This is a genomic window from Kitasatospora sp. NPDC003701 (assembly GCF_053587085.1).
This window is the reverse complement of sequence record NZ_JBSFNM010000033.1, coordinates 41,514-59,538: the sequence shown is the minus strand read 5'-3', so window position 1 is coordinate 59,538 and position 18,025 is coordinate 41,514. Positions and strand designations below refer to the sequence as shown.

Here is an 18,025-nt window from a genome sequence, read left to right as displayed (position 1 = left end):
CAGGCAGGAGAGAGCGCGTGAGCGAGCGCAGCCGTCGGGGTACCGGTAGCGGCACGGCCGCTGACGGGGCGCGGGTGGCCGGTGATCCCGGCGTGCTGGGGACGGCGCTCGCCGTGGTGCTGGCGTTCTCGCTCGCGCAGGGTTCCTGGCAGTAGTTCTCCACCTACCTCGGTGTGACGCTGCTCGCGGTGGTCCTGTCCTTCGGCCGCGTGCCGGTGCGCACACCGGGCCGGCGCGCTGCCTACGGCTGGAGCCTGGCGGCGTACGCGCTGGTCGTGGGCCTGTGCGTGGCGCTGACGCTGGCTCCGGCGCTGCAGCGCTGGGACTGGCTGTTCCCCGTGCCGGGCGCCCGGCACGGTTGCGTGGAGTCGGGCCGCTACCAGGGCCTGCAGACGCGGGCCGCGCTGGGGGGCCTGGCCGGTGGCGCCGGTGACGCGCTGGCGTACGCGCAGCGGGAGCAGAGCCGCCAGGCCGTCGACGACTGCCTGGCGGCGACGACGACGCGCTGGCTGCCGGTGTACGCCCTGGGGGCGGCCCTGCTGGTGGGTGCGGGTGCGTGGTCGTGGGAGCGGGCCCGGGCCCGCGGGAACGCGGCAGCGTCCGGCTGAGCCTGCCCGGCGCCCCCGGCCCCGGCCACGGTCACGGTCACGAACGACCGCGCAGCATCCCGCTGAGCCCCCGGCGCCCCGGCCGTCAGCAGACCGTGCCCGGTCGCGCCGCCGTGGCCCGGAGCAGCTCCCGCACCAGCTCGAAGTCGATGTCCGCCGGCCGGCGGAAGCGCAGACAGCCCTTGCCCATGTCCTGGCCGGCCAACCGCTCCTCGAACGCCGCGCGGACGTCGCCGCGCATGACGTAGAAGGAGATGTACCGCTTCTGGCCGGCGAAGGCGATCTCGGCGGTCCCGTCCCGCTCGTAGGCGGGCATCCCGTACGCCATGACCTCCTCGAAGCCGTCCAGCTCCGCGCGGCACAGCCGGCGCAGCCCGGTCAGGGCCTCCCGGCGGTCCTCGGGCGCCTCGGCCAGGTAACCGGCCACGTCCTTCGCCTCGCTGCGCACCATCCCGTCAGGCTATGCCGCGCCCGAAGGCCCCACCAGCCTGCCGGCCGCCGCCCCCGCACGGCGCGCCGCGACGGCCCGAGGTCACCGGCCGGTCAGCCGGCGCGGCCCACCGGGAGTGCGGTGAACGTCGCCTCGGTGAACGTGGTGACCTCGCTGAAGCCCAGCCGCCGGTACAGGTCCACGGCGGCCGTGTTGTCCGCGCGGACGTTCAGCCCGATGTGGTCGGTGCTCTCCGCGAGCTGCCGGCAGAGCGCGGCCACGCAGGCCCCGGCGGCGCCCTGCCGGCGCACCTCGGGGTGCGTCGTGACGTTGCCGATGACGCCCACCCGCTGGGTGGCCGACCAGGCGTGCACGCCCGCGACCGCGACCAGCCGGCCGTCACGCCGGGCACCGAGGTACTGGCCGGTGTCGAGCATCCGGTCGTCGAACCAGTTGCCCGGGTAGGCCGCGGCGAACAGCGCCAGCAACTCGGGCAGGTCCGCACGGCCCAGCGGGGCGGGCGCCCACGGACCGACGGGGTGGGCCGCCGCGCGCCCGGGGTCGGTCAGCACCATCCGCAGCAGCGTGCCGTGGCGGCGCACCTCGTACGCCTCCTCCAGTGCCTTGGCCGCGTCCCCGGTGAGGTGGCCGAAGAAGCGGCGCGGCAGGACCGGCAGCATCTCCCGCACGAGCTCCTCCACCGCCGACGCCTCGGCGGCCCCGCCGAAGGCCAGCACGGTCGGGATGTCGCCGACCGCGTACAGCAGCGCGACCGGGCCGTCCGGGGCGAGGCCGAACCATGAGGTGTGCGGCCACAACAGGTCGTCGAGGTCGCCGAGTTCCATCAGGTGCAGCGCCGGGTCCCGGCGGAAGCGGGCTTCGAGGACGGCTCGGTCGTGCAGGCTTCGCAAAGGCATCGGGCCAGCATACGGACCGGCGTCCGGTCGGTCGGCGGCCCCGTCCTCACCGTCGGCCGGGCGGCAGGCCACCGCCCGGCCGACGGCTCAGGAGGTGAGCTGGCCGGGCCGGCCCGGTACCCAGAGCGGCACCGGACCGGCGTGCGGCATGGACCTCGTCGCGTACTCCTCCAGGCAGGCGGCCGCCCGGCCCGGGTCGCCGCCGCCGAGTTCCACCAGCGCGGTGGCGGCGGACCGGGCGCAGGAGAGCGTCAGGGCGAGCAGGTCCTGGCGACGGTGGTGGTGGCGGACGTACGCCTCGCACCGGTCGGCGATGCGGCTGCCGTGGGACTCCCGCTCCGTCTCGGCAGCCTGCTCGCCGCCGGCGGTGGCCGCCTGCACCCCGTGCCAGACCAGGGCGAGCGCGACGGGTTCGGCCGGGTGGGCCGTGTCGGCCCGCCGCGACCGCTCATGGGCCTCGGCCGACTGCCGGCCCAGCCGGTCCAGCGCGGCCGGGCCGTCCCCGTCGCAGACCCGCAGGGCCAGCTCCGCCGCCCGGTGCACGGCCGCCCGCAGGACCGCTTCCGCCGGCACCCGGAGCCCGGTCGCCGCCGGGTCGGCGAAGGCCAGCCAGGTGTCCGCGAACGAGGCCGCCCGCACCTGCCACAGCCACGGCGGGTCCCCGGCCGCCTCGCCCAGACGCTCTCCCGCCGCCAGCCTGATCAGACCCACGGCGGCGAGATCCGCCGCATCCGCGTCCGACCCGAGCCCGAACAGCCGTCCACTACTCCTCAACACGCACCCCCGTCGTGGCCATCACCTGGTGACGGCACATCTCACCACATTGGGACGCGAACGAACTGGCCTCGGCCTCCGATGAGACCCAGGACACGTGCCGGGCCCGGCACCCGGCGCCCCCGCGGGGACGCGCGGGGCGGGCCGGCACCCGGGCCCGCCGCCCTGCGGTCAGCGGCCGACGGCCTGCTTGACGAGGTCGGCCACCGCCTCGGGCCGGGAGACGTGGACGGAGTGGCTGCCGGGCACCTCGACGGTCCGGGCGCCGATCCGCCCGGCCATGGCCCGCTGCGCGGGCGGGGGATCATCCGGTCGTCGGCCGCGACCAGGTGCCAGGCCGGCTTGGTGCGCCAAGCCGGCCGGGACACGGCGCCGTTGAGGGTGTCGAAGCCCCAGGGGACCTGGGAGTCGGCCACGAACGCCGCCTGGCCCGCGGGGACGTCCGCGGCGAACGAAGCCGCGAACCTGTCGCGGTCCAGGAACAGGAAGCCGTCCCGGGGCGGGAGGATGGGCGGCACCGGCGCACCGGGCGGGGGGTCGGCGATGAGGGTGCTCACCGACTCCCCCCTGTCGGGGGCGAACGCCGCGAGGTAGACGAGGCCGGCCACCTTCTCGTGGTTGACGTAGTTCGCGAGAAGCGCGAGAAGCGCGAGAAGCGCGGGTGAGGCGAAGGAGCCGGGAGCCGGGAGCCCGCGGGCCGTCGTAGCGGGTCAGCCGAAGGAGCGGGTCGCCGTGATGCCGCCGTCCACCGGCAACGTCACCCCGGTGATGTAGGAGGACCGGTCGCTGAGCAGCCAGGCCGCCGCCTGCGCGATCTCGACGGCGCCCGCGGGGCGGCCGAGCGGGGTGAAGCGGGCGACGGCCGCCGCGAAGGCGGGCCCGGCCGCGAAGAGCGGCTCGACGGACGGCGTCCGGACGACCCCGGGGGCGATCGCGTTGGTCCGGATGCCGTGGCGGGCGTAGTCGGCGGTGGCCGCCTTCACCAGACCGGCGAGTCCGTGCTTGGCCGCCTGCTGGGTGCCGTCACCGAAGCCCCCGACCAGTCCGCCGACGCTGCTGCACAGCACGATCGCGCCGCCGCGGCCGCCGGTGAGCATCGCCCGGAGCTGGGCCCGCAGGCAGAGCCAGGTGCCGCGGAGGTTCACGGCGTGCACGGCGTCCCAGTCGGCCTCGGTCCGCTCGGCGAGCGGGAGCGGCAGGGGGCCCGAGCCCGCGTTGTCGAAGGCCGCGTCCAGCCGCCCGTAGGTGTCCAGCGCGGTCCGCACCACCCGGTCGGCGCCCTCCGCGGTGGCGATGTCCGCGGCGACGGCCACCGCCCGGCCGCCGCGCGCCCGCACGCCGGCCGCCACCGCCTCCACCTGGTGCCCGGTGCGGGCGGCCAGCACGAGCAACGCGCCCTCCGCCGCGAACAGTTCGGCGGCCGCCGCGCCGATGCCCCGGCCCGCGCCGGTGATGATCGTGACCTTGTCGTCGAGGAGTCCCATACGCCGAGCGTCCACCGGCCGGGCGGCGGATACCAGGGGCCGGATCGTCCCCGGTCCGGGAGCCTGGGTCTGCCAGGTCCTGGATCCGCGGCGCGGACTGTGCCAGCGTGGGCGCATGCCCGACACCCCGCTGAGCGCGTTCCTGCGCGCCCGCCGCCGGAGCCTGGCCCCCGCCGAGGTGGGGCTGCCCGCCGGTCCGCGCCGCCGCACGCCGGGCCTGCGCCGGGAGGAGGTGGCCGTCCGCGCGGGCATCTCGGCCGACTACTACGCCCGGCTGGAGCAAGGGCGCCAGCGGCTGCCGACCGTCCCGGTGCTGGACGGGATCGCCCGCGCCCTGCTGCTCGCGGAGTCCGAGCGGGCCTACCTCCACCGGCTCGCCCACCGGCAGCGACCGTCGCAACCGCTCACCGGCCCCGACGGTGTGGGCGCGGCGACCCGGGCGCTGCTCGCGACCCTGGACCGGACGCCCGCCTTCGTCACCGGCCCCCGCTTCGACCTGCTCGCCTGGAACCCGCAGGCCGGTGCGCTGATGGCCGATCCGGCCTCCCGGCCGGCCTTCGAACGCAATCTGCTCTGGCAGGTGTTCTGCTGCCCGTACGGCGCGGCCGAGCGAGCCAACCACGCACCGGCCGACTCGATCGGCGCCGACCTGGTGGCCGGGCTGCGCGCCCAGCACGCCGACCGTCCGGACGACCGGGAGCTGACCGCGCTGGTCGCCCGGCTCTCCGCGCAGAGCCGGGCGTTCGCCGCGCTCTGGGCCCGGCACCGGGCCGGCCCGCCCCGCCAGGGCCGGCTCTCGCTGCGCCATCCGGACCTGGACGCCGAGGTGCTCGACTACACCGTGCTCGGACTGCCGGACGGCGGCCAGCACCTGTTCGTCTTCCTGGCTCCCGGCGGCGGCCGGGAGCCGGACGCCTTCCGGCGGCTGGGGCCCGCGTCCGTGCCGCAGCACGCGCACCACGGGTGACGCGGGCCCGTGGCGCGGCGGGCGCCTGACGCGGCCTCGGCCCCGGTCAGGGAGGAGCGGCCGCTACCGTGCCGCGTCCCGCTCCAGTGCCTCCCTCAGCCGCAGCAGGGCGGCGCGCCGGGCACGGGCCCGGACCAGCAGCGCCGCGGCGGCGGCCGTCAGCAGGCCCCCGACGAGACCCGCCCCCAGCGCGGCCCCGGCCGCGCCGCGCACCGCCGCCAGGGCGACCCCCGCGGCCGTGGTCGCGGTGCAGGCCGCCAGCGCGATCCACCCGCCCACCACCCGGTCCGCCGCGAAGAGCGGCCGCCGCCGGGCGAGCACCCAGCCGACGAAGGCCGCCCAGGACAGGCCGATCGCGATCAGCACGGCGAACGCGATCCCGGTCCGGGCCGGCAGCCCGCCCGGTTCGGTCGCCCAGAGCACACCGATCAGCCCCGCCCCGCACAGGCCGGCCAGTCCGACGGCCAGCTGACCCAGCCGGGCCCGTACCGAGGTCTCGGCGGCGATCACCCGCCGCAGTGCGGGCGGCAACGAGCCGTCCCGCCCGGTCCGCTCGCTCATGCGTGGTACCCCTTCTCGGTCAGGACGGCGCGCAGCATGCGCCGGGCGCGGGAGAGCCTGCTCTTCACCGTGCCCACGGGGACGTCGAGGACGGCCGCGCAGGCGGTCAGCGGGAGGTCCTGCAGATGGAACAGCAGGAGGACCTCGCGCTCCAGCGGCGGCAGGCCGTCCAGGCCCGCCTCGATCTCCATCCGGTCCAGGACCTCCGCGACCCCGGCCGGCTCGCCGGACAGCGCGTCGTCGGCCTCCTCCAGCACCGTCAGGACGGGCGCCGCGCAGGCCCGGCGCAGGTGGTCCGCCAGGGCCCGGCGCCCGATGGTGAAGAGCCAGGGCGCGAACCGGTCCGGCTGTCGCAGCCTCGGCAGGCCGCGCAGCACGGCCACCCAGGTCTCCTGGGCGAGGTCGTCCGCGACGTGCCCGGATCCCGTCATGCCCCGCAGGTAGCGCCGGAGCGCGTCGTGCCAGACGCCGACGAGTTCGCCGAACGCCTCCCGCTCGCCGAGCTGGCAGCGGACCACCAGCAACTCAGTGGTGCGGTCCTCGACCACCGCCCCGCCTCCCTCCACCCGTGTCGTCCGTCCCTTGCCACCAGGACAGTCCGTGCCCGGGCCGAAAAGGTTCACGCCCCGACCGAACGCGCCGGCCGGACGCGCCGCCGCGCCCCCTCACACGGCCGCCCGGGCACGCCGTTCCGACCCCGCTGCCGGACGGCGGGGTGCCTCGGCCGACCGGCAGCGGCGCGCACTCCGTCGGGTGAAGCGGCGTGTGCCTCCCGGCCTCCGGCGGCGCCGGTCGGCGATCGTTGCGGGAGCCCGGCCGGCGTCTGCGGCCGGCACGTGGTGACGAGGGAGGCAACGGTGGAGTTCCTGGTCGACATGGTGACCAGCGTTCCGGAGGGCACGTCCGAGCAGGACGTGGCCGCGATCCGGGCCCGGGAGGCGGAGCGGGCCCGGGAGTTGGCCGCGCAGGGGCACCTGTTGCGGCTCTGGCGCCCGCCGCTGGCGCCCGGCGAGTGGCGCTCCTGGGGGCTGTTCGACGCGGACGACGCGGAGCAGCTGGAGCAGGTGCTCGCGTCGATGCCGCTGCGGGTGTGGCGCCGCGACACGGTGACCGCGCTGTCCCCGCACCCGAGCGATCCCGGCCGCCGGTAGCGCCGCTCCGGTCCGCGTCGCCGATGGACCGGCCGCCGGACCCGCCCGTACCGCTGCCCGGTCGGCCCGTGCCCGCGCACGGGTGTCCCCGACACTCCCAGGAGTCCCGATGAACAGCACGACAGCCCGCGAAACGATCCTGCGCGACGTCCTGGACCGGTGGAAGGCCGCCGTGGACGCACACGAACCCGAGGAGGTCGCCGCCCTCTTCACCGAGGACGCGATCTTCCAGGGGCTGCACCCCTACGCGGTCGGGCGGCAGGGCGTCGCCGACTACTACGGCGCCCAGCCGCTCGGCATGACGGCCGCGTACCGGATCCTCGAAACGCGGCAGCTCGCCGACGACCTCGTGCTCGGCTACCTGGCCGTCGACTTCTCGTTCACCGACCGGCCGGTGGTCGGGGTCAACCTCGGCGTCCTGGCCAAGCGACTGGGCGACGCGTGGTACCTCAGCCACTACCAGGTCTCCCGCCTCGGCTGACCGCCCCGCCGGGGCGGGAGCGGTCGCGGCCCCGCCCCCGGCCGCCGTCAGCCGCCGTCGACGAGCCGTTGCAGCGCGGGGGCGTACAGGTCCGCCAGCCGCTCGGGCGTGGCGCGGTCGCCCGCGCCCGGGCGGTGCAGGCTCAGCGTCGCGCCGAGGCCGAGCAGCTGGCCGGCGATCAGCTCGGCCCGCAGCTCGGCGTCCGGCCCCGGCAGCGAGGCGGCGAGGCGGTCCGTCACCTGGTGGCGGAAGCGCTCGCGCAGCAGCGTCCGCTCGTCCTCGTTGCCGAGCGAGAAGACGACGCGCAGCAGTGGGTCGCCGCGCTGTTCCCGGCGCATCCGGACCACGGTCAGCACCAGGTGGCGGCCCAGTGCGGCGGGCTCGGCGGCGAACAGCTCGTCCGCCGCGGGCCGGAAGTCGGCGACGGTGTTGAACAGGTGCTCCTTGCTGCCGAACCGCTTCACGATCAGCGAGGGGCTGACGCCCGCGTCGGCCGCTATCCCCCGCATGGTGACGTCGGCGTAGGGGCGCAGGGCGAACGCCCGGCGGGCGGCGCGCAGGATCGCGTCCCGCCCGGTGCCCTGCTCGGTGCCGGGGTCGGCCTCGCCCGGCCGGGCGGGCGGGCCGGGCGCCGGCTCGGCGTTCGATCCGGCGTTCGATCCGGCGTTCGATCCGGGGGCCGGCTCGGCTGCGCCGGTCTCGTCGGCGATGGTCAAGCGCTCTCCTGGGCCGGGGCGGCGGGGGTCGTCACCCCGACGGTACCGGGTGCGGCGGGGGCGGTACGAACCGTCCGGCCGGAGGGCAGGAAGAGCGTCGCGACCAGCGCGGCGGCGGCCATCGCGGCCGCGATCAGGAAGATCAGCAGATAGGCGTGCAGGGTGGGGGCGGTGAGCCCGCCGACGGTGAAGGTGACGTGGGCGAGCACCGCGGTGACCACCGCACTGCAGCAGGCCTGGCCGACCGAGCGCATCAGCGTGTTCAGCCCGTTCGCCGCGCCGGTCTCGCCGACCGGCACGGCCCGCATCACCAGGGCGGGCAGCGCCGAGTACGCGATGGCGGTGCCGGAGGCGACGACGGTGGCGCCGGCCACGATCAGCCAGAGGCTGTGGCTGGTGAAGAAGCGCACCAGGTAGCCGACCACCATGACGGCCGCCGCGAGGGCGAGCGTCGTCCTCGGCCCGTACTTCGCCGAGATCCTGGCGGAGACCGGGGAGAGCGCCACCATCGCCAGGCCGCCCGGCAGCAGGCAGAGCCCGCCCACCACGATCGAGGCGCCGAGGCCGTAGCCGGTCTCCTTGGGCTCCTGCACCATCTGCGCGGTGACCAGGGAGTTGGCGTAGAAGGCGAAGCCGATCAGCATCGCGGCGACGTTGGTCAGCAGCACGGCGGGCCGGGCCGAGACCCGCAGGTCGACCATCGGCGAGGCGGTGCGCAGCTCGTACCGGCCCCAGAGCAGCCCGAGCAGCACCGACCCGCCGAGCAGGCCGAGGGTGCGCGGCGAGGTCCAGCCCCAGCCGGCGCCCTGGGTGATCGCGAGCAGCAGGCCGACGAGCACGGCGCCGAGGCCGAGCGTCCCGAGCAGGTCGAAGCGGCCCCGGGAGCGCAGTGGTGACTCCGGCACGATCCGCAGCACCAGGGCGATGTCCAGCAGGCCGAGTGCCGCGGAGGCCCAGAACATGGTGTGCCAGTCGAAGTTCTCGACGACCAGCGCCGCCACGGGCAGGCCCACGGCGGCACCGATGCCGAGGGTGGAGCTCATCAGGGCGATGGCCGGCAGCACGCGCTCGGGCGGCAGTTCGTCGCGGATGATGCTGATCCCGAGCGGGATGACGGCGAGGGCCGCGCCCTGCAGCGCCCGGCCGGCGATCAGTACACCGATCTGCGAGCTCACGGCGCACAGCACGGACCCGGCGGTGAGTACGCCCAGCGAGGCGAGCAGCACGCGGCGTTTGCCGTACATGTCGCCGACCCGGCCGAGTACGGGGGTGAAGACCGCGCCGGTCAGCAGGGTGACGGTGACCAGCCAGCCGGCCGCGCCCGGCGAACTGCCGGTCAGGGCGGGCACGTGCGGGAGCAGCGGGACGACCAGGGTCTGCATGACCGCGACGACGACACCGCAGAAGGCGAGCACCGGCACGATCAGGTGGGCCCTCGGCGCCCGCGCGGACGGGGAGGGGGCTGGGGAGGGCGGGCCGGGCTCGGCCGTCACCGGGGTCATGCTGCTCCAGACGCTGGTCCACACGGGGGTGCACGGGTGTTCACCCCTCACAGGGTAAACGCCTGTGCACCCCCATGTCCGGCCGTTCGCCCTTTGTCACCGCCCCGACCGGGTTCGACCGGGGCGCCGCGCCGGAGCCGCCCGCCGGTGGTCGCGGCCCGAGCCGCCGTGCCCTCGTCCTCGGCGGCATCACCGCGCCGGCGGCCGCACCGGGCGGGACGTTCCTCGCGCAGCGGCCGACCGGTGGGCCCACGGCCCCGGGACGTCACCACCGGGACCGTCCCCGCCACCCTCAGCGGCCAGGCCGAGCAGGTGAGTTCGGTGGTGTTCAGACCCGACGGCCGCACCCCCGCCAGCGACGGCGACGACGAGGGCGCCATCCGGGTACGGCAGCTCCCCCGAGGCCCCCGCCCTGGCCGCCGGCGCACTGCGCGGGGTCACCGGCCGAGGGTCGTCCGCTCGGCGGCGGCCGTCGCCGGCCGCGACCGCCCCCGGCACCCCGTGGGCGTCAGACGCAGTCCGGGCAGATCCCGCGGTAGGTGACCTCGGCGGTGGCGACGGCGAAGCCGAACCGCTGCTCCGCCGGCAGGTCGGCCAACGGGTCCCCGGCCGGGTGGACGTCGCGGATGGTGCCGCAGCCGGAGCACACCAGGTGCTGGTGCGGGCGGTGGGCGTTGGGGTCGTAGCGCCTGGCCCGGCCGTCGGTGGCGACCTCCATGACCTCGCCGAGGCCGACCAGCTCGCCCAGCGTGTTGTACACGGTCGCCCGGGAGATCTCCGGCAGCCGCTCGACCGCGCGGGCGTGCACCTCGTCGGCCGTGAGATGGACGTGGTCGCCGTCGAGGACCTCAGCGACGACGCGCCGCTGGGCGGTCAGCCGCCAGCCGCGCCCTCTCAGCCGTACCAGCAGGTCACTCATATCGGTTCACCTATTCAGGCTCATGGGGGAACCCCGGATTCTAGCAGTGGCCTTCCGAACCCCGATCGGATATCGACTCGGTGTGGTTCTTGACTTGGAATTCGTCCATCGTAGGATCGGTTCCGGCGATAGCCTAGGGGGCAATGAGGCTCCGGAACGGCGGTGAGCACCTCCGCGTCGGGTGAGCTAGTCCTCCTCATTGAACGACCCCTCAGGTGCTCCACCCTTTCGATCGTTCCTGAACACCGTGATCCGCCCGGCCCGGAAGGATTCCCATGTCTGAGAACCACGACGCGATCGTCACCGATGCGAAGGCGGAGGGGGGAGGCTGCCCGGTCGCGCACGGGCGCGCCCCGCACCCGACCCAGGGCGGTGGAAACCGCCAGTGGTGGCCGGACCGGCTCAACCTGAAGATCCTTGCCAAGAACCCGGCCGTGGCCAACCCGCTCGGTGCGGACTTCGACTACGCCGAGGCGTTCAACTCGCTCGACCTGGCGGCCGTCAAGCGCGACCTCGCCGAGACCCTGACCACCTCGCAGGACTGGTGGCCGGCCGACTTCGGCCACTACGGCCCCTTCATGATCCGGATGGCCTGGCACAGCGCGGGCACCTACCGGATCAGCGACGGCCGCGGCGGCGCCGGCGCCGGCCAGCAGCGCTTCGCCCCGCTCAACAGCTGGCCGGACAACGCCAACCTCGACAAGGCCCGCCGCCTGCTGTGGCCGGTGAAGAAGAAGTACGGCCAGAGCCTGTCCTGGGCCGACCTCCTGATCCTGGCCGGCAACGTCGCGCTGGAGACCATGGGCTTCCAGACCTTCGGCTTCGGCGGCGGCCGCGAGGACGTCTGGGAGTCGGAGGAGGACGTCTACTGGGGTCCCGAGACGACCTGGCTCGACGACGAGCGCTACACCGGCGACCGCGACCTGGAGAGCCCGCTCGGCGCGGTGCAGATGGGCCTGATCTACGTCAACCCGGAGGGCCCCAACGGCAACCCGGACCCGATCGCCGCGGCCCGCGACATCCGCGAGACCTTCCGCCGGATGGCGATGAACGACGAGGAGACCGTCGCGCTGATCGCGGGCGGCCACACCTTCGGCAAGACCCACGGCGCGGGCCCGGCCGACAACGTCGGCCCCGACCCCGAGGCCGCCCCGCTGGAGCAGCAGGGCCTGGGCTGGCAGAGCGGCTACGGCACCGGCAAGGGCGACGACGCGATCACCAGCGGCCTCGAGGGCATCTGGACCAACACGCCGATCACCTGGGACAACACCTTCTTCGAGATCCTCTTCGGCTACGAGTGGGAGCTGTTCAAGAGCCCGGCCGGCGCCAACCAGTGGCGCCCGAAGGACGGTGCGGGCGCCGGCACCGTCCCGGACGCGCACGACGGCTCGAAGACGCACGCCCCGACCATGCTGACCACGGACCTCTCGCTGCGGTTCGACCCGGTCTACGAGCAGATCTCCCGGCGCTTCCTGGCCGACCCCGCGCAGTTCGCGGACGCCTTCGCCCGGGCCTGGTACAAGCTCACCCACCGCGACATGGGCCCGGTCGTGCGCTACCTCGGCCCCGAGGTCCCGTCGGAGACCCTGCTGTGGCAGGACCCGCTGCCCGCCGCCACGCACGCCCCGGTCGGCGCCGAGGAGATCGCCGCCCTCAAGCAGCAGGTGCTGGCCTCCGGCCTGTCGGTCTCCCAGCTGGTCTCCACCGCCTGGGCCTCGGCCTCCTCCTACCGCGGCAGCGACATGCGCGGCGGCGCCAACGGCGCCCGCGTCCGGCTGGAGCCGCAGAGCGGCTGGGAGGTCAACGAGCCCGACGAGCTGGCGACCGTGCTGCGCACCCTGGAGGGCGTGCGGGCGTCGTTCAACTCCGGCCGGACGGACGGCAAGGCGATCTCGATCGCGGACCTGATCGTCCTCGCGGGTGCGGCGGGCGTGGAGAAGGCCGCCGCCGACGCCGGCTTCCCGGTCGAGGTGCCCTTCACCCCGGGCCGGGTGGACGCCGCCCAGGAGCAGACCGACGTCGAGTCCTTCGCGGCGCTGGAGCCGACCGCCGACGGGTTCCGCAACTACCTCGGCAAGGGCAACCGGCTGCCGGCCGAGTACCTGCTGCTGGACCGGGCCAACCTGCTGACCCTGAGCGCCCCGGAGCTGACCGTCCTGGTCGGCGGCCTGCGCGTGCTGGGCGCCAACCACCAGCAGTCCTCGCTGGGCGTCCTGACCCGGACCCCCGGGCGGCTGACCAACGACTTCTTCGTCAACCTGCTCGACCTGGGCACGACGTGGAAGGCCACCTCGGCGGACGCGAACACCTTCGAGGGCCGGGACGCCGCCACCGGTGAGGTCCGCTGGACGGGCAGCCGGGCCGACCTGGTGTTCGGCTCCAACTCGGAGCTGCGCGCCCTCGCCGAGGTCTACGCGAGCGACGACGCCAAGGAGAAGTTCGTGACGGACTTCGTCGCGGCCTGGACCAAGGTGTCCGAGCTCGACCGCTTCGACCTGCGCTGATCCCGGACCGGCCGGAACCCGCCGTGCCCCGGCCGCCCTCGTGGCGGCCGGGGCACGGCGGCGTCGTCAGGGGTTGAGCGTCCACTTCTGGTTGCCGGCCCCGGTGCAGGTCCAGATCTGGACCGCCGTGGCATCGGCCGGATTGTTGCCCGCGACGTCCAGGCACTTGTTCGCCGGCACGTTGACCAGGTCGTGGGTGGTCGCGTTGTACGACCAGCGCTGGGCGCCGGTGCCGTTGCAGTCCCACAGCTGCACCTTGGTGCCGTCCGCGGCGGCTCCGGCGTTGACGTCCAGGCACTTGCCGAGGGCGCGCACCGTGCCGTCCGAGCCGACCGTCCAGCGCTGCGCGGCCGTCCCGTTGCAGGTGTAGAGCTGGACCTGGGTGCCGTTGGCGGTGGCCGCGGCCGCCACGTCCAGGCACTTGCCGGCCAGCCCGGTCAGGGTGCCGCCCGTGGGCGCGGCGCCGGAGGTCACCCGGACGTAGTCCACGACCAGTTGCTGGGGGAAGGCGGTGCCGGCGTCCGGGTCGCCGGGCCAGTAGCCCCCGACGGCCAGGTTGAGGATGAGGAAGAACGGCTTGTTGAACGCCCAGCTCCGGCCCCCGAGATCGGCCGGGGTCCGGCGCTGGTACACCGTGCCGTCCACGGACCAGGTGATCGAGTCGGGCGCCCAGTCGACGGCGAAGGTGTGGAAGGCGTCCGCGAAGGCCTGCCCGGCCGGGAGGCTGTAGCCGGCGCCGATGCCGCCGCTGCCCGAGTAGCCGGGGCCGTGGATCGTCCCGTGCACCGTGCCGGGCTCGAAGCCGACGTTCTCCATGACGTCGATCTCGCCGCTGTTCGGCCAGCCGACCTGGCCGATGTCGTTGCCCAGCATCCAGAAGGCCGGCCACATGCCCTGGCCGCGCGGGACCTTCATCCGGGTCTCGACGTGCCCGTAGGCCTGGGCGAACCGGCCGGAGGTGTTCAGCCGGGCCGAGGTGTACTGGCAGGTGCCGTACCAGCACTGGTAGTTGGCCGGGTTGTCGCGCCGCGCCGTGATCACCAGGTGCCCCTGGCCGTCCAGCGCGGCGTTCGCGTTGCCTGCCGTGTAGTACTGGCGCTCGTGGTTGTTGACGTTGTCTCCGGTCTCGGTCTGCCACCGGCCCGAGTCGACGGCCGCCCCGGCGGGACCGTCGAAGTTGTCCTCGAAGTTCACGGCTTGAACGGACGCCGGAGCCGCTGAGGCCGGGGCCGGAGCCCAGGCGAGCGCCGCGAGCATGGCCAGGACCACGCCGAATATGGCTGCCAGGGACTGTCGGTGGATCGACGAGGGCATACGCAACCGCCTTGGTCTGGGAGGGGTCGTGGGAGCGCCCGGCCGGGACCTTTCTTCACGAAGTGAACTCCCATGACGGAACCCTGTCAATCACTTGAACGGAGCACCCGTCCCGACCCGGGGCGCGGACCGCTGCACGGGCCCGGGGCGCGCGGCGGCCGTCTCAGCTGTGGTTGACGATGACGGAGATCCCCCAGCCGATCGACGCCAGCACCACCGCGAAGCAGAGACCGGCCACCGCGTAGCCGACCGGTCCGGCGGTCGACCGCCCGGCGGCGGCGGGCGCCGCGGCGGGCGCGGCCGACCGGGCCGGCGGGTTGAGGGCCCGCAGGCCGACGGCGAACAGGGCCGGCAGACCGGCTCCGGCGAGGAGGCCGACGACGACGATCCGCCACAGCGCGTCCAGGTTGATCCAGGAGTTCACGAGGCCGCCTCGTTGGCGTCCGGCGTCGGGACCACCGAGCCGGTCCAGGCGGCGTTGACGTTCTCCGGCGTCACGGCCGGGTGCCGGGAGGCGGCGAAGAAGGCGATCGAGGCCAGGACCAGCACGATGAAGATCACCACGACGCCCAGCGTCCCGCCGATCCCGCTCGCGGCCCAGTAGGCCGCGGCGCCGACCGCCGCGGACGCCGGCAGGGTGAACAGCCAGGCCACCGCCATCCGGCGGGCGATGTTCCAGCGCACCACGGCGCCCTTCTTCCCGACCCCCGCGCCCAGGATCGACCCGGTGGCCACATGGGTGGTGGAGAGCGAGTACCCGAAGTCGGTGGAGGAGAGGATCACCGCGGCCGAGGCCGACTCGGCGGCCATGCCCTGCGGCGACTCGATCTCCAGCAGCCCCTTGCCCAGCGTCCGGATGACCCGCCAGCCGCCGAGGTAGGTGCCCAGGGCGATCGCCAGCGCGCAGGAGGTGATCACCCAGGTCGGCGCCTGGGCCCCGGACTGCAGGGTGCCGTTGGCGATCAGGGCCAGCGTGATGATCCCCATGGTCTTCTGCGCGTCGTTGGTGCCGTGGGCGAGCGAGACCATCGAGGCCGAACCGATCTGACCGATCCGGAAGCCGTGATCGCGCGGGCCTTCCGACACCCCACGGGTGAAGCGGTAGACCAGGTAGGTGCCGACCATCGCGACGGTGCCCGCGATGAACGGCGACAGGGTGGCGGGCACGATCACCTTGGAGACCAGACCCTGCCACTTGACGGCGGAGGTGCCCGCCGCCGCCATCGTGGCCCCGACCACGCCGCCGATGAGCGCGTGCGAGGAACTGGAGGGGATGCCCAGGTACCAGGTGGTGAGGTTCCACAGGATGCTGCCGGCCAGGCCGGCGAAGACCACCACCAGGGTCACGTCGGCGCTGTCGACCAGGCCGCTGGCGATCGTCGCCGCGACGGCGGTCGACAGGAACGCGCCGACCAGGTTCAGCACCGCCGAGAGGGCGACCGCGACGCGAGGGCGCAGGGCCTCCGTGACGATCGAGGTCGCCATGGCGTTGCCGGTGTCGTGGAATCCGTTGGTGAAGTCGAATCCCAGCGCGGTGGCGACCACCAGTGCCAGGACCGCGTCGTTGCCGGTCACGGGCTCAACCTAGCCGCCGGGCACACCGGCCCCGGGCTGCGACGCCCCGGCGCGCCGGAAGCCGGGGGACAGCCGTCCGATCGGACCAACAGCCCGGTCCGGGCCCACCGGTCGGTCCTTGCGGCCGGCTCCCTCGACGGCTCGGCCCCCGGGGACGGATCGCGGCGCGGGCGGCGCGCGGTCACGGTGGCCGGATCCCCGCCGACCCGCAGCGGCCCGTCCGGTCGGTTCAGCGCGACCGGGCGCCCTCCCGGGGCGCGCGTGGACCGCGCAGCGGCTGCGTCCGGCTGAGCACGAGATTGGTGGTCGTGCTGCCGAACTGGGCCAGCGCGTCGACGATCTCCTCCAGGTGGCCCGGCGACGTGGTCGCCACCCGCAGGACGTAGCAGTCGTCCCCGGTGGTGCGCACGCACTCCAGGATCTCCGGGCGCTCCCCGAGCAGCCGGCGCAGCGGCTCGTGCCGCGTCCCCGGGTACTTCAGCCGGATCACCGCCAGCACCGGGTACCCGGTGCGCTCCAGGTCCACCTCGGCGCGGTACCCCGTGATCACCTCGGCCGCCTCCAGCCGGCGCACCCGCTCCGTCGTCGCCGACGCGCTCAGGTTCACCCGCCGGGCCAGCTCCGTGAACGCGATCCGGCCGTCCTGCTGGAGTTCGGCGAGGATCGCCCAGTCGGTCGCGTCAAGAGTCACGGTCATCCGACCAGATTACCGGCGGTTCCACGGGCGAACCGCCTCCGGACAGGCAGGAATCCCTTCTGACGGCCCGTCCGGCCTGACTAGGCTCGAGGGTATGAAGATCGGAGTCAACGTCCCCAACTTCGGCCCCGGCACCGACCCCGGGGTCCTGCGGAGCTGGGCCCGGACCGTGGAGGATCTGGGTTTCGACCTGCTGATGCTCTCGGACCACATCGCGATCACGCCCGACGTCGCCGAACGCTATCCCGCGCCCTTCTACGAGCCCTTCACCACCCTGTCCTGGCTGGCCGGCCTCACCTCCCGGGTCCGGCTCGGCACCACGGTCCTCATCGCTCCCTACCGGCACCCGCTGGTCACCGCCCGGATGGCGGCCAACCTGAACGAGCTGAGCGACGGCCGGCTGGTCCTCGGCGTGGGGGTGGGGTGGGCGCGGCAGGAGTTCGCCGCGCTCGGGATCCCGTTCGAGCAGCGCGGCCGGCTGACCGACGCCCATCTGCGGGACGTCCGGGCCGCCTGGGCGGACACCGCCTCCTACGGACGGCGCAGCATCCCGGTGTGGGTCGGCGGCAACAGCGATGCCGGGATGCGCCGGGCCGTGCGGCTCGGCGAGGCCTGGCATCCGCTGCGCTGCACCCTGCCGTGGCTGCGCGAAGCCGCCGGCCGGCTGAAGGCCACCGCGGCGGGGCAACGGCTCCCCGCGCCCGCGCTGGCCCCGCGGATCGCCCTGCGGCTCACCGAGGCGCCGGTCGACGGCACCCAGCGGCTCGCCGGCGAGGGCACGATCGAGCAGGTCCTGGACGACCTCGACCAGTTGCGGCAGGTGGGCGCCGACACCGTCGTCCTCGACCCCTACCACGGCGACCCCCGGGAGACCTGCCACCCGCAGGCGGCCCGGCAGGCGCTCGCCACGGTGGCCGCGCACCTCCTCCCACCCCGCACCGGAACGGAGCAGTCATGACCGCACCCGAGGACCACACCCTGCTCCGGCGGGCCATCGCGCTCGCGGCCGAGGCCCGCGCGAGCGGCAACCCGCCGTTCGGTTCGCTGCTGGCGGGACCGGACGGCACGGTCCTGGCCGAGGAGCGCAACACGACCCTCACCGACCGGGACATCACCGCGCACCCGGAACTGAAGCTGGCCAGGTGGGCCGCACGGGAGCTCGACGCGGCCGCGGCGGCGGGCACCACGCTGTACACCAGCTGCCAGCCGTGCGGGATGTGCGAGGCGGTCATCCAGCAGGCGGGGCTGCGGCGGGTGGTGTTCGCACTGTCCGGCGACCAGCTCCTGGACATCAGGCCGGGCAGCGGCCGCCCGCCCGTCCCGCAGGACGGCCCCGCGCTGCTCGACGAGGTACGGCCGGTGGTCGAGCCCTGGTACCGCTGACCGTCCGGCACCCCGGGCGGTCCGGTGCCGGAACGCGGGGGT

21 protein-coding genes are annotated in these 18,025 nt (G+C 74.8%); 8 read left to right on the top strand and 13 right to left on the bottom strand.

All coding sequences use genetic code 11. The annotated features are described in order from the left end of the window. Positions 1 to 17 precede the first annotated feature (17 nt). Together ACWDRR_RS27015 and ACWDRR_RS27010 are read left to right on the top strand one after the other, a co-directional pair. Positions 18 to 155, top strand: coding sequence for a hypothetical protein (locus ACWDRR_RS27015; RefSeq protein WP_449774834.1), 138 nt, complete (start codon positions 18 to 20; stop codon positions 153 to 155). 18 nt (positions 156 to 173) lie between these two features. Then, complete coding sequence (locus ACWDRR_RS27010; RefSeq protein WP_449774833.1) at positions 174 to 608, top strand: hypothetical protein; 435 nt, start codon at positions 174 to 176, stop codon at positions 606 to 608. An 85-nt stretch (positions 609 to 693) separates the two neighbouring features. On the opposite strand, the gene ACWDRR_RS27005 is transcribed toward ACWDRR_RS27010, so the two are convergent. The 4 genes from ACWDRR_RS27005 to ACWDRR_RS26990 all read right to left on the bottom strand — a co-directional run bounded on the left by ACWDRR_RS27005 (position 694) and on the right by ACWDRR_RS26990 (position 4,213). Then, positions 694 to 1,059, bottom strand: a complete 366-nt coding sequence (locus tag ACWDRR_RS27005) for an iron chaperone (protein ID WP_449774832.1) — start codon at positions 1,057 to 1,059, stop codon at positions 694 to 696. Between the two features lie 92 nt (positions 1,060 to 1,151). Beyond that, positions 1,152 to 1,955 (bottom strand): GNAT family N-acetyltransferase, encoded by an 804-nt coding sequence (locus tag ACWDRR_RS27000; protein ID WP_449774831.1) that lies wholly within the window; start codon positions 1,953 to 1,955, stop codon positions 1,152 to 1,154. Positions 1,956 to 2,042: 87 nt separating this feature from the next. Beyond that, positions 2,043 to 2,666 (bottom strand): hypothetical protein, encoded by a 624-nt coding sequence (locus ACWDRR_RS26995; RefSeq protein ID WP_449774830.1) that lies wholly within the window; start codon positions 2,664 to 2,666, stop codon positions 2,043 to 2,045. A 773-nt stretch (positions 2,667 to 3,439) separates the two neighbouring features. After that, positions 3,440 to 4,213: an SDR family NAD(P)-dependent oxidoreductase gene (locus ACWDRR_RS26990; RefSeq protein ID WP_449774829.1), complete on the bottom strand. Its 774-nt coding sequence runs from the start codon at positions 4,211 to 4,213 to the stop codon at positions 3,440 to 3,442. A 115-nt stretch (positions 4,214 to 4,328) separates the two neighbouring features. Here ACWDRR_RS26990 and ACWDRR_RS26985 point away from each other — a divergent pair, with 115 nt between their 5' ends. After that, entirely contained in the window at positions 4,329 to 5,180 is an 852-nt protein-coding gene (locus ACWDRR_RS26985) for a helix-turn-helix domain-containing protein (RefSeq protein WP_449774828.1), read from the top strand. A 63-nt stretch (positions 5,181 to 5,243) separates the two neighbouring features. Here the strand turns inward: ACWDRR_RS26985 and ACWDRR_RS26980 are convergent, their stop codons facing one another. Next, positions 5,244 to 5,741 carry a transmembrane transport protein gene (locus tag ACWDRR_RS26980; protein ID WP_449774827.1) on the bottom strand — a complete coding sequence of 166 codons (498 nt, stop codon included), beginning with the start codon at positions 5,739 to 5,741 and terminating at the stop codon, positions 5,244 to 5,246. After that, positions 5,738 to 6,289 (bottom strand): RNA polymerase sigma factor, encoded by a 552-nt coding sequence (locus ACWDRR_RS26975; RefSeq protein WP_449774826.1) that lies wholly within the window; start codon positions 6,287 to 6,289, stop codon positions 5,738 to 5,740. The genes ACWDRR_RS26980 and ACWDRR_RS26975 overlap by 4 nt, the downstream gene beginning before the upstream one ends. Positions 6,290 to 6,598: 309 nt before the next feature. Here ACWDRR_RS26975 and ACWDRR_RS26970 point away from each other — a divergent pair, with 309 nt between their 5' ends. Next, the gene (locus tag ACWDRR_RS26970) at positions 6,599 to 6,892 is read left to right on the top strand and encodes a muconolactone Delta-isomerase family protein (protein WP_449774825.1); all 294 of its coding nucleotides are present in this window, start codon (positions 6,599 to 6,601) and stop codon (positions 6,890 to 6,892) included. A 109-nt stretch (positions 6,893 to 7,001) separates the two neighbouring features. After that, positions 7,002 to 7,373, top strand: a complete 372-nt coding sequence (locus ACWDRR_RS26965) for a YybH family protein (RefSeq protein ID WP_449774824.1) — start codon at positions 7,002 to 7,004, stop codon at positions 7,371 to 7,373. A 47-nt stretch (positions 7,374 to 7,420) separates the two neighbouring features. On the opposite strand, the gene ACWDRR_RS26960 is transcribed toward ACWDRR_RS26965, so the two are convergent. The 3 genes from ACWDRR_RS26960 to ACWDRR_RS26950 all read right to left on the bottom strand — a co-directional run bounded on the left by ACWDRR_RS26960 (position 7,421) and on the right by ACWDRR_RS26950 (position 10,510). After that, positions 7,421 to 8,089 carry a TetR/AcrR family transcriptional regulator gene (locus tag ACWDRR_RS26960; protein ID WP_449774823.1) on the bottom strand — a complete coding sequence of 223 codons (669 nt, stop codon included), beginning with the start codon at positions 8,087 to 8,089 and terminating at the stop codon, positions 7,421 to 7,423. Further along, on the bottom strand, positions 8,086 to 9,591 hold the full coding sequence (locus tag ACWDRR_RS26955) for an MFS transporter (RefSeq protein WP_449774822.1): 1,506 nt from the start codon (positions 9,589 to 9,591) through the stop codon (positions 8,086 to 8,088). The genes ACWDRR_RS26960 and ACWDRR_RS26955 overlap by 4 nt, the downstream gene beginning before the upstream one ends. Before the next feature lie 508 nt (positions 9,592 to 10,099). After that, positions 10,100 to 10,510, bottom strand: a complete 411-nt coding sequence (locus tag ACWDRR_RS26950; protein WP_449774821.1) for a Fur family transcriptional regulator — start codon at positions 10,508 to 10,510, stop codon at positions 10,100 to 10,102. Positions 10,511 to 10,785: 275 nt separating this feature from the next. Here ACWDRR_RS26950 and katG point away from each other — a divergent pair, with 275 nt between their 5' ends. Continuing rightward, the gene (gene katG, locus ACWDRR_RS26945) at positions 10,786 to 13,014 is read left to right on the top strand and encodes a catalase/peroxidase HPI (RefSeq protein ID WP_449774820.1); all 2,229 of its coding nucleotides are present in this window, start codon (positions 10,786 to 10,788) and stop codon (positions 13,012 to 13,014) included. A gap of 66 nt (positions 13,015 to 13,080) precedes the next feature. Here the strand turns inward: katG and ACWDRR_RS26940 are convergent, their stop codons facing one another. The 4 genes from ACWDRR_RS26940 to ACWDRR_RS26925 all read right to left on the bottom strand — a co-directional run bounded on the left by ACWDRR_RS26940 (position 13,081) and on the right by ACWDRR_RS26925 (position 16,600). Continuing rightward, positions 13,081 to 14,328: a ricin-type beta-trefoil lectin domain protein gene (locus ACWDRR_RS26940; protein WP_449774819.1), complete on the bottom strand. Its 1,248-nt coding sequence runs from the start codon at positions 14,326 to 14,328 to the stop codon at positions 13,081 to 13,083. Between the two features lie 163 nt (positions 14,329 to 14,491). Then, on the bottom strand, positions 14,492 to 14,752 hold the full coding sequence (locus tag ACWDRR_RS26935) for a hypothetical protein (protein ID WP_449774818.1): 261 nt from the start codon (positions 14,750 to 14,752) through the stop codon (positions 14,492 to 14,494). After that, positions 14,749 to 15,903, bottom strand: a complete 1,155-nt coding sequence (locus ACWDRR_RS26930) for an anion permease (RefSeq protein ID WP_449774817.1) — start codon at positions 15,901 to 15,903, stop codon at positions 14,749 to 14,751. The genes ACWDRR_RS26935 and ACWDRR_RS26930 overlap by 4 nt, the downstream gene beginning before the upstream one ends. A gap of 229 nt (positions 15,904 to 16,132) precedes the next feature. Continuing rightward, positions 16,133 to 16,600 carry an Lrp/AsnC family transcriptional regulator gene (locus tag ACWDRR_RS26925; RefSeq protein ID WP_449774816.1) on the bottom strand — a complete coding sequence of 156 codons (468 nt, stop codon included), beginning with the start codon at positions 16,598 to 16,600 and terminating at the stop codon, positions 16,133 to 16,135. Positions 16,601 to 16,694: 94 nt separating this feature from the next. Between ACWDRR_RS26925 and ACWDRR_RS26920 the strand changes: the two genes are divergently transcribed. Beyond that, positions 16,695 to 17,558 carry an LLM class flavin-dependent oxidoreductase gene (locus ACWDRR_RS26920; RefSeq protein ID WP_449774815.1) on the top strand — a complete coding sequence of 288 codons (864 nt, stop codon included), beginning with the start codon at positions 16,695 to 16,697 and terminating at the stop codon, positions 17,556 to 17,558. Further along, the gene (locus tag ACWDRR_RS26915) at positions 17,555 to 17,983 is read left to right on the top strand and encodes a nucleoside deaminase (protein ID WP_449774814.1); all 429 of its coding nucleotides are present in this window, start codon (positions 17,555 to 17,557) and stop codon (positions 17,981 to 17,983) included. The genes ACWDRR_RS26920 and ACWDRR_RS26915 overlap by 4 nt, the downstream gene beginning before the upstream one ends. Positions 17,984 to 18,025: the final 42 nt, after the last annotated feature.

What these genes read in the sequence shown, in the direction of transcription:
- ACWDRR_RS27005 (WP_449774832.1), bottom strand. Translation starts at nt 1,059, where the DNA reads ATGGTGCGCAGCGAGGCGAAGGACGTGGCCGGTTACCTGGCCGAGGCG.
- ACWDRR_RS27000 (WP_449774831.1), bottom strand. Translation starts at nt 1,955, where the DNA reads ATGCCTTTGCGAAGCCTGCACGACCGAGCCGTCCTCGAAGCCCGCTTC.
- ACWDRR_RS26990 (WP_449774829.1), bottom strand. Translation starts at nt 4,213, where the DNA reads ATGGGACTCCTCGACGACAAGGTCACGATCATCACCGGCGCGGGCCGG.
- ACWDRR_RS26985 (WP_449774828.1), top strand. Translation starts at nt 4,329, where the DNA reads ATGCCCGACACCCCGCTGAGCGCGTTCCTGCGCGCCCGCCGCCGGAGC.
- ACWDRR_RS26980 (WP_449774827.1), bottom strand. Translation starts at nt 5,741, where the DNA reads ATGAGCGAGCGGACCGGGCGGGACGGCTCGTTGCCGCCCGCACTGCGG.
- ACWDRR_RS26965 (WP_449774824.1), top strand. Translation starts at nt 7,002, where the DNA reads ATGAACAGCACGACAGCCCGCGAAACGATCCTGCGCGACGTCCTGGAC.
- ACWDRR_RS26955 (WP_449774822.1), bottom strand. Translation starts at nt 9,591, where the DNA reads ATGACCCCGGTGACGGCCGAGCCCGGCCCGCCCTCCCCAGCCCCCTCC.
- ACWDRR_RS26950 (WP_449774821.1), bottom strand. Translation starts at nt 10,510, where the DNA reads ATGAGTGACCTGCTGGTACGGCTGAGAGGGCGCGGCTGGCGGCTGACC.
- katG (WP_449774820.1), top strand. Translation starts at nt 10,786, where the DNA reads ATGTCTGAGAACCACGACGCGATCGTCACCGATGCGAAGGCGGAGGGG.
- ACWDRR_RS26940 (WP_449774819.1), bottom strand. Translation starts at nt 14,328, where the DNA reads ATGCCCTCGTCGATCCACCGACAGTCCCTGGCAGCCATATTCGGCGTG.
- ACWDRR_RS26925 (WP_449774816.1), bottom strand. Translation starts at nt 16,600, where the DNA reads ATGACCGTGACTCTTGACGCGACCGACTGGGCGATCCTCGCCGAACTC.
- ACWDRR_RS26920 (WP_449774815.1), top strand. Translation starts at nt 16,695, where the DNA reads ATGAAGATCGGAGTCAACGTCCCCAACTTCGGCCCCGGCACCGACCCC.
- ACWDRR_RS26915 (WP_449774814.1), top strand. Translation starts at nt 17,555, where the DNA reads ATGACCGCACCCGAGGACCACACCCTGCTCCGGCGGGCCATCGCGCTC.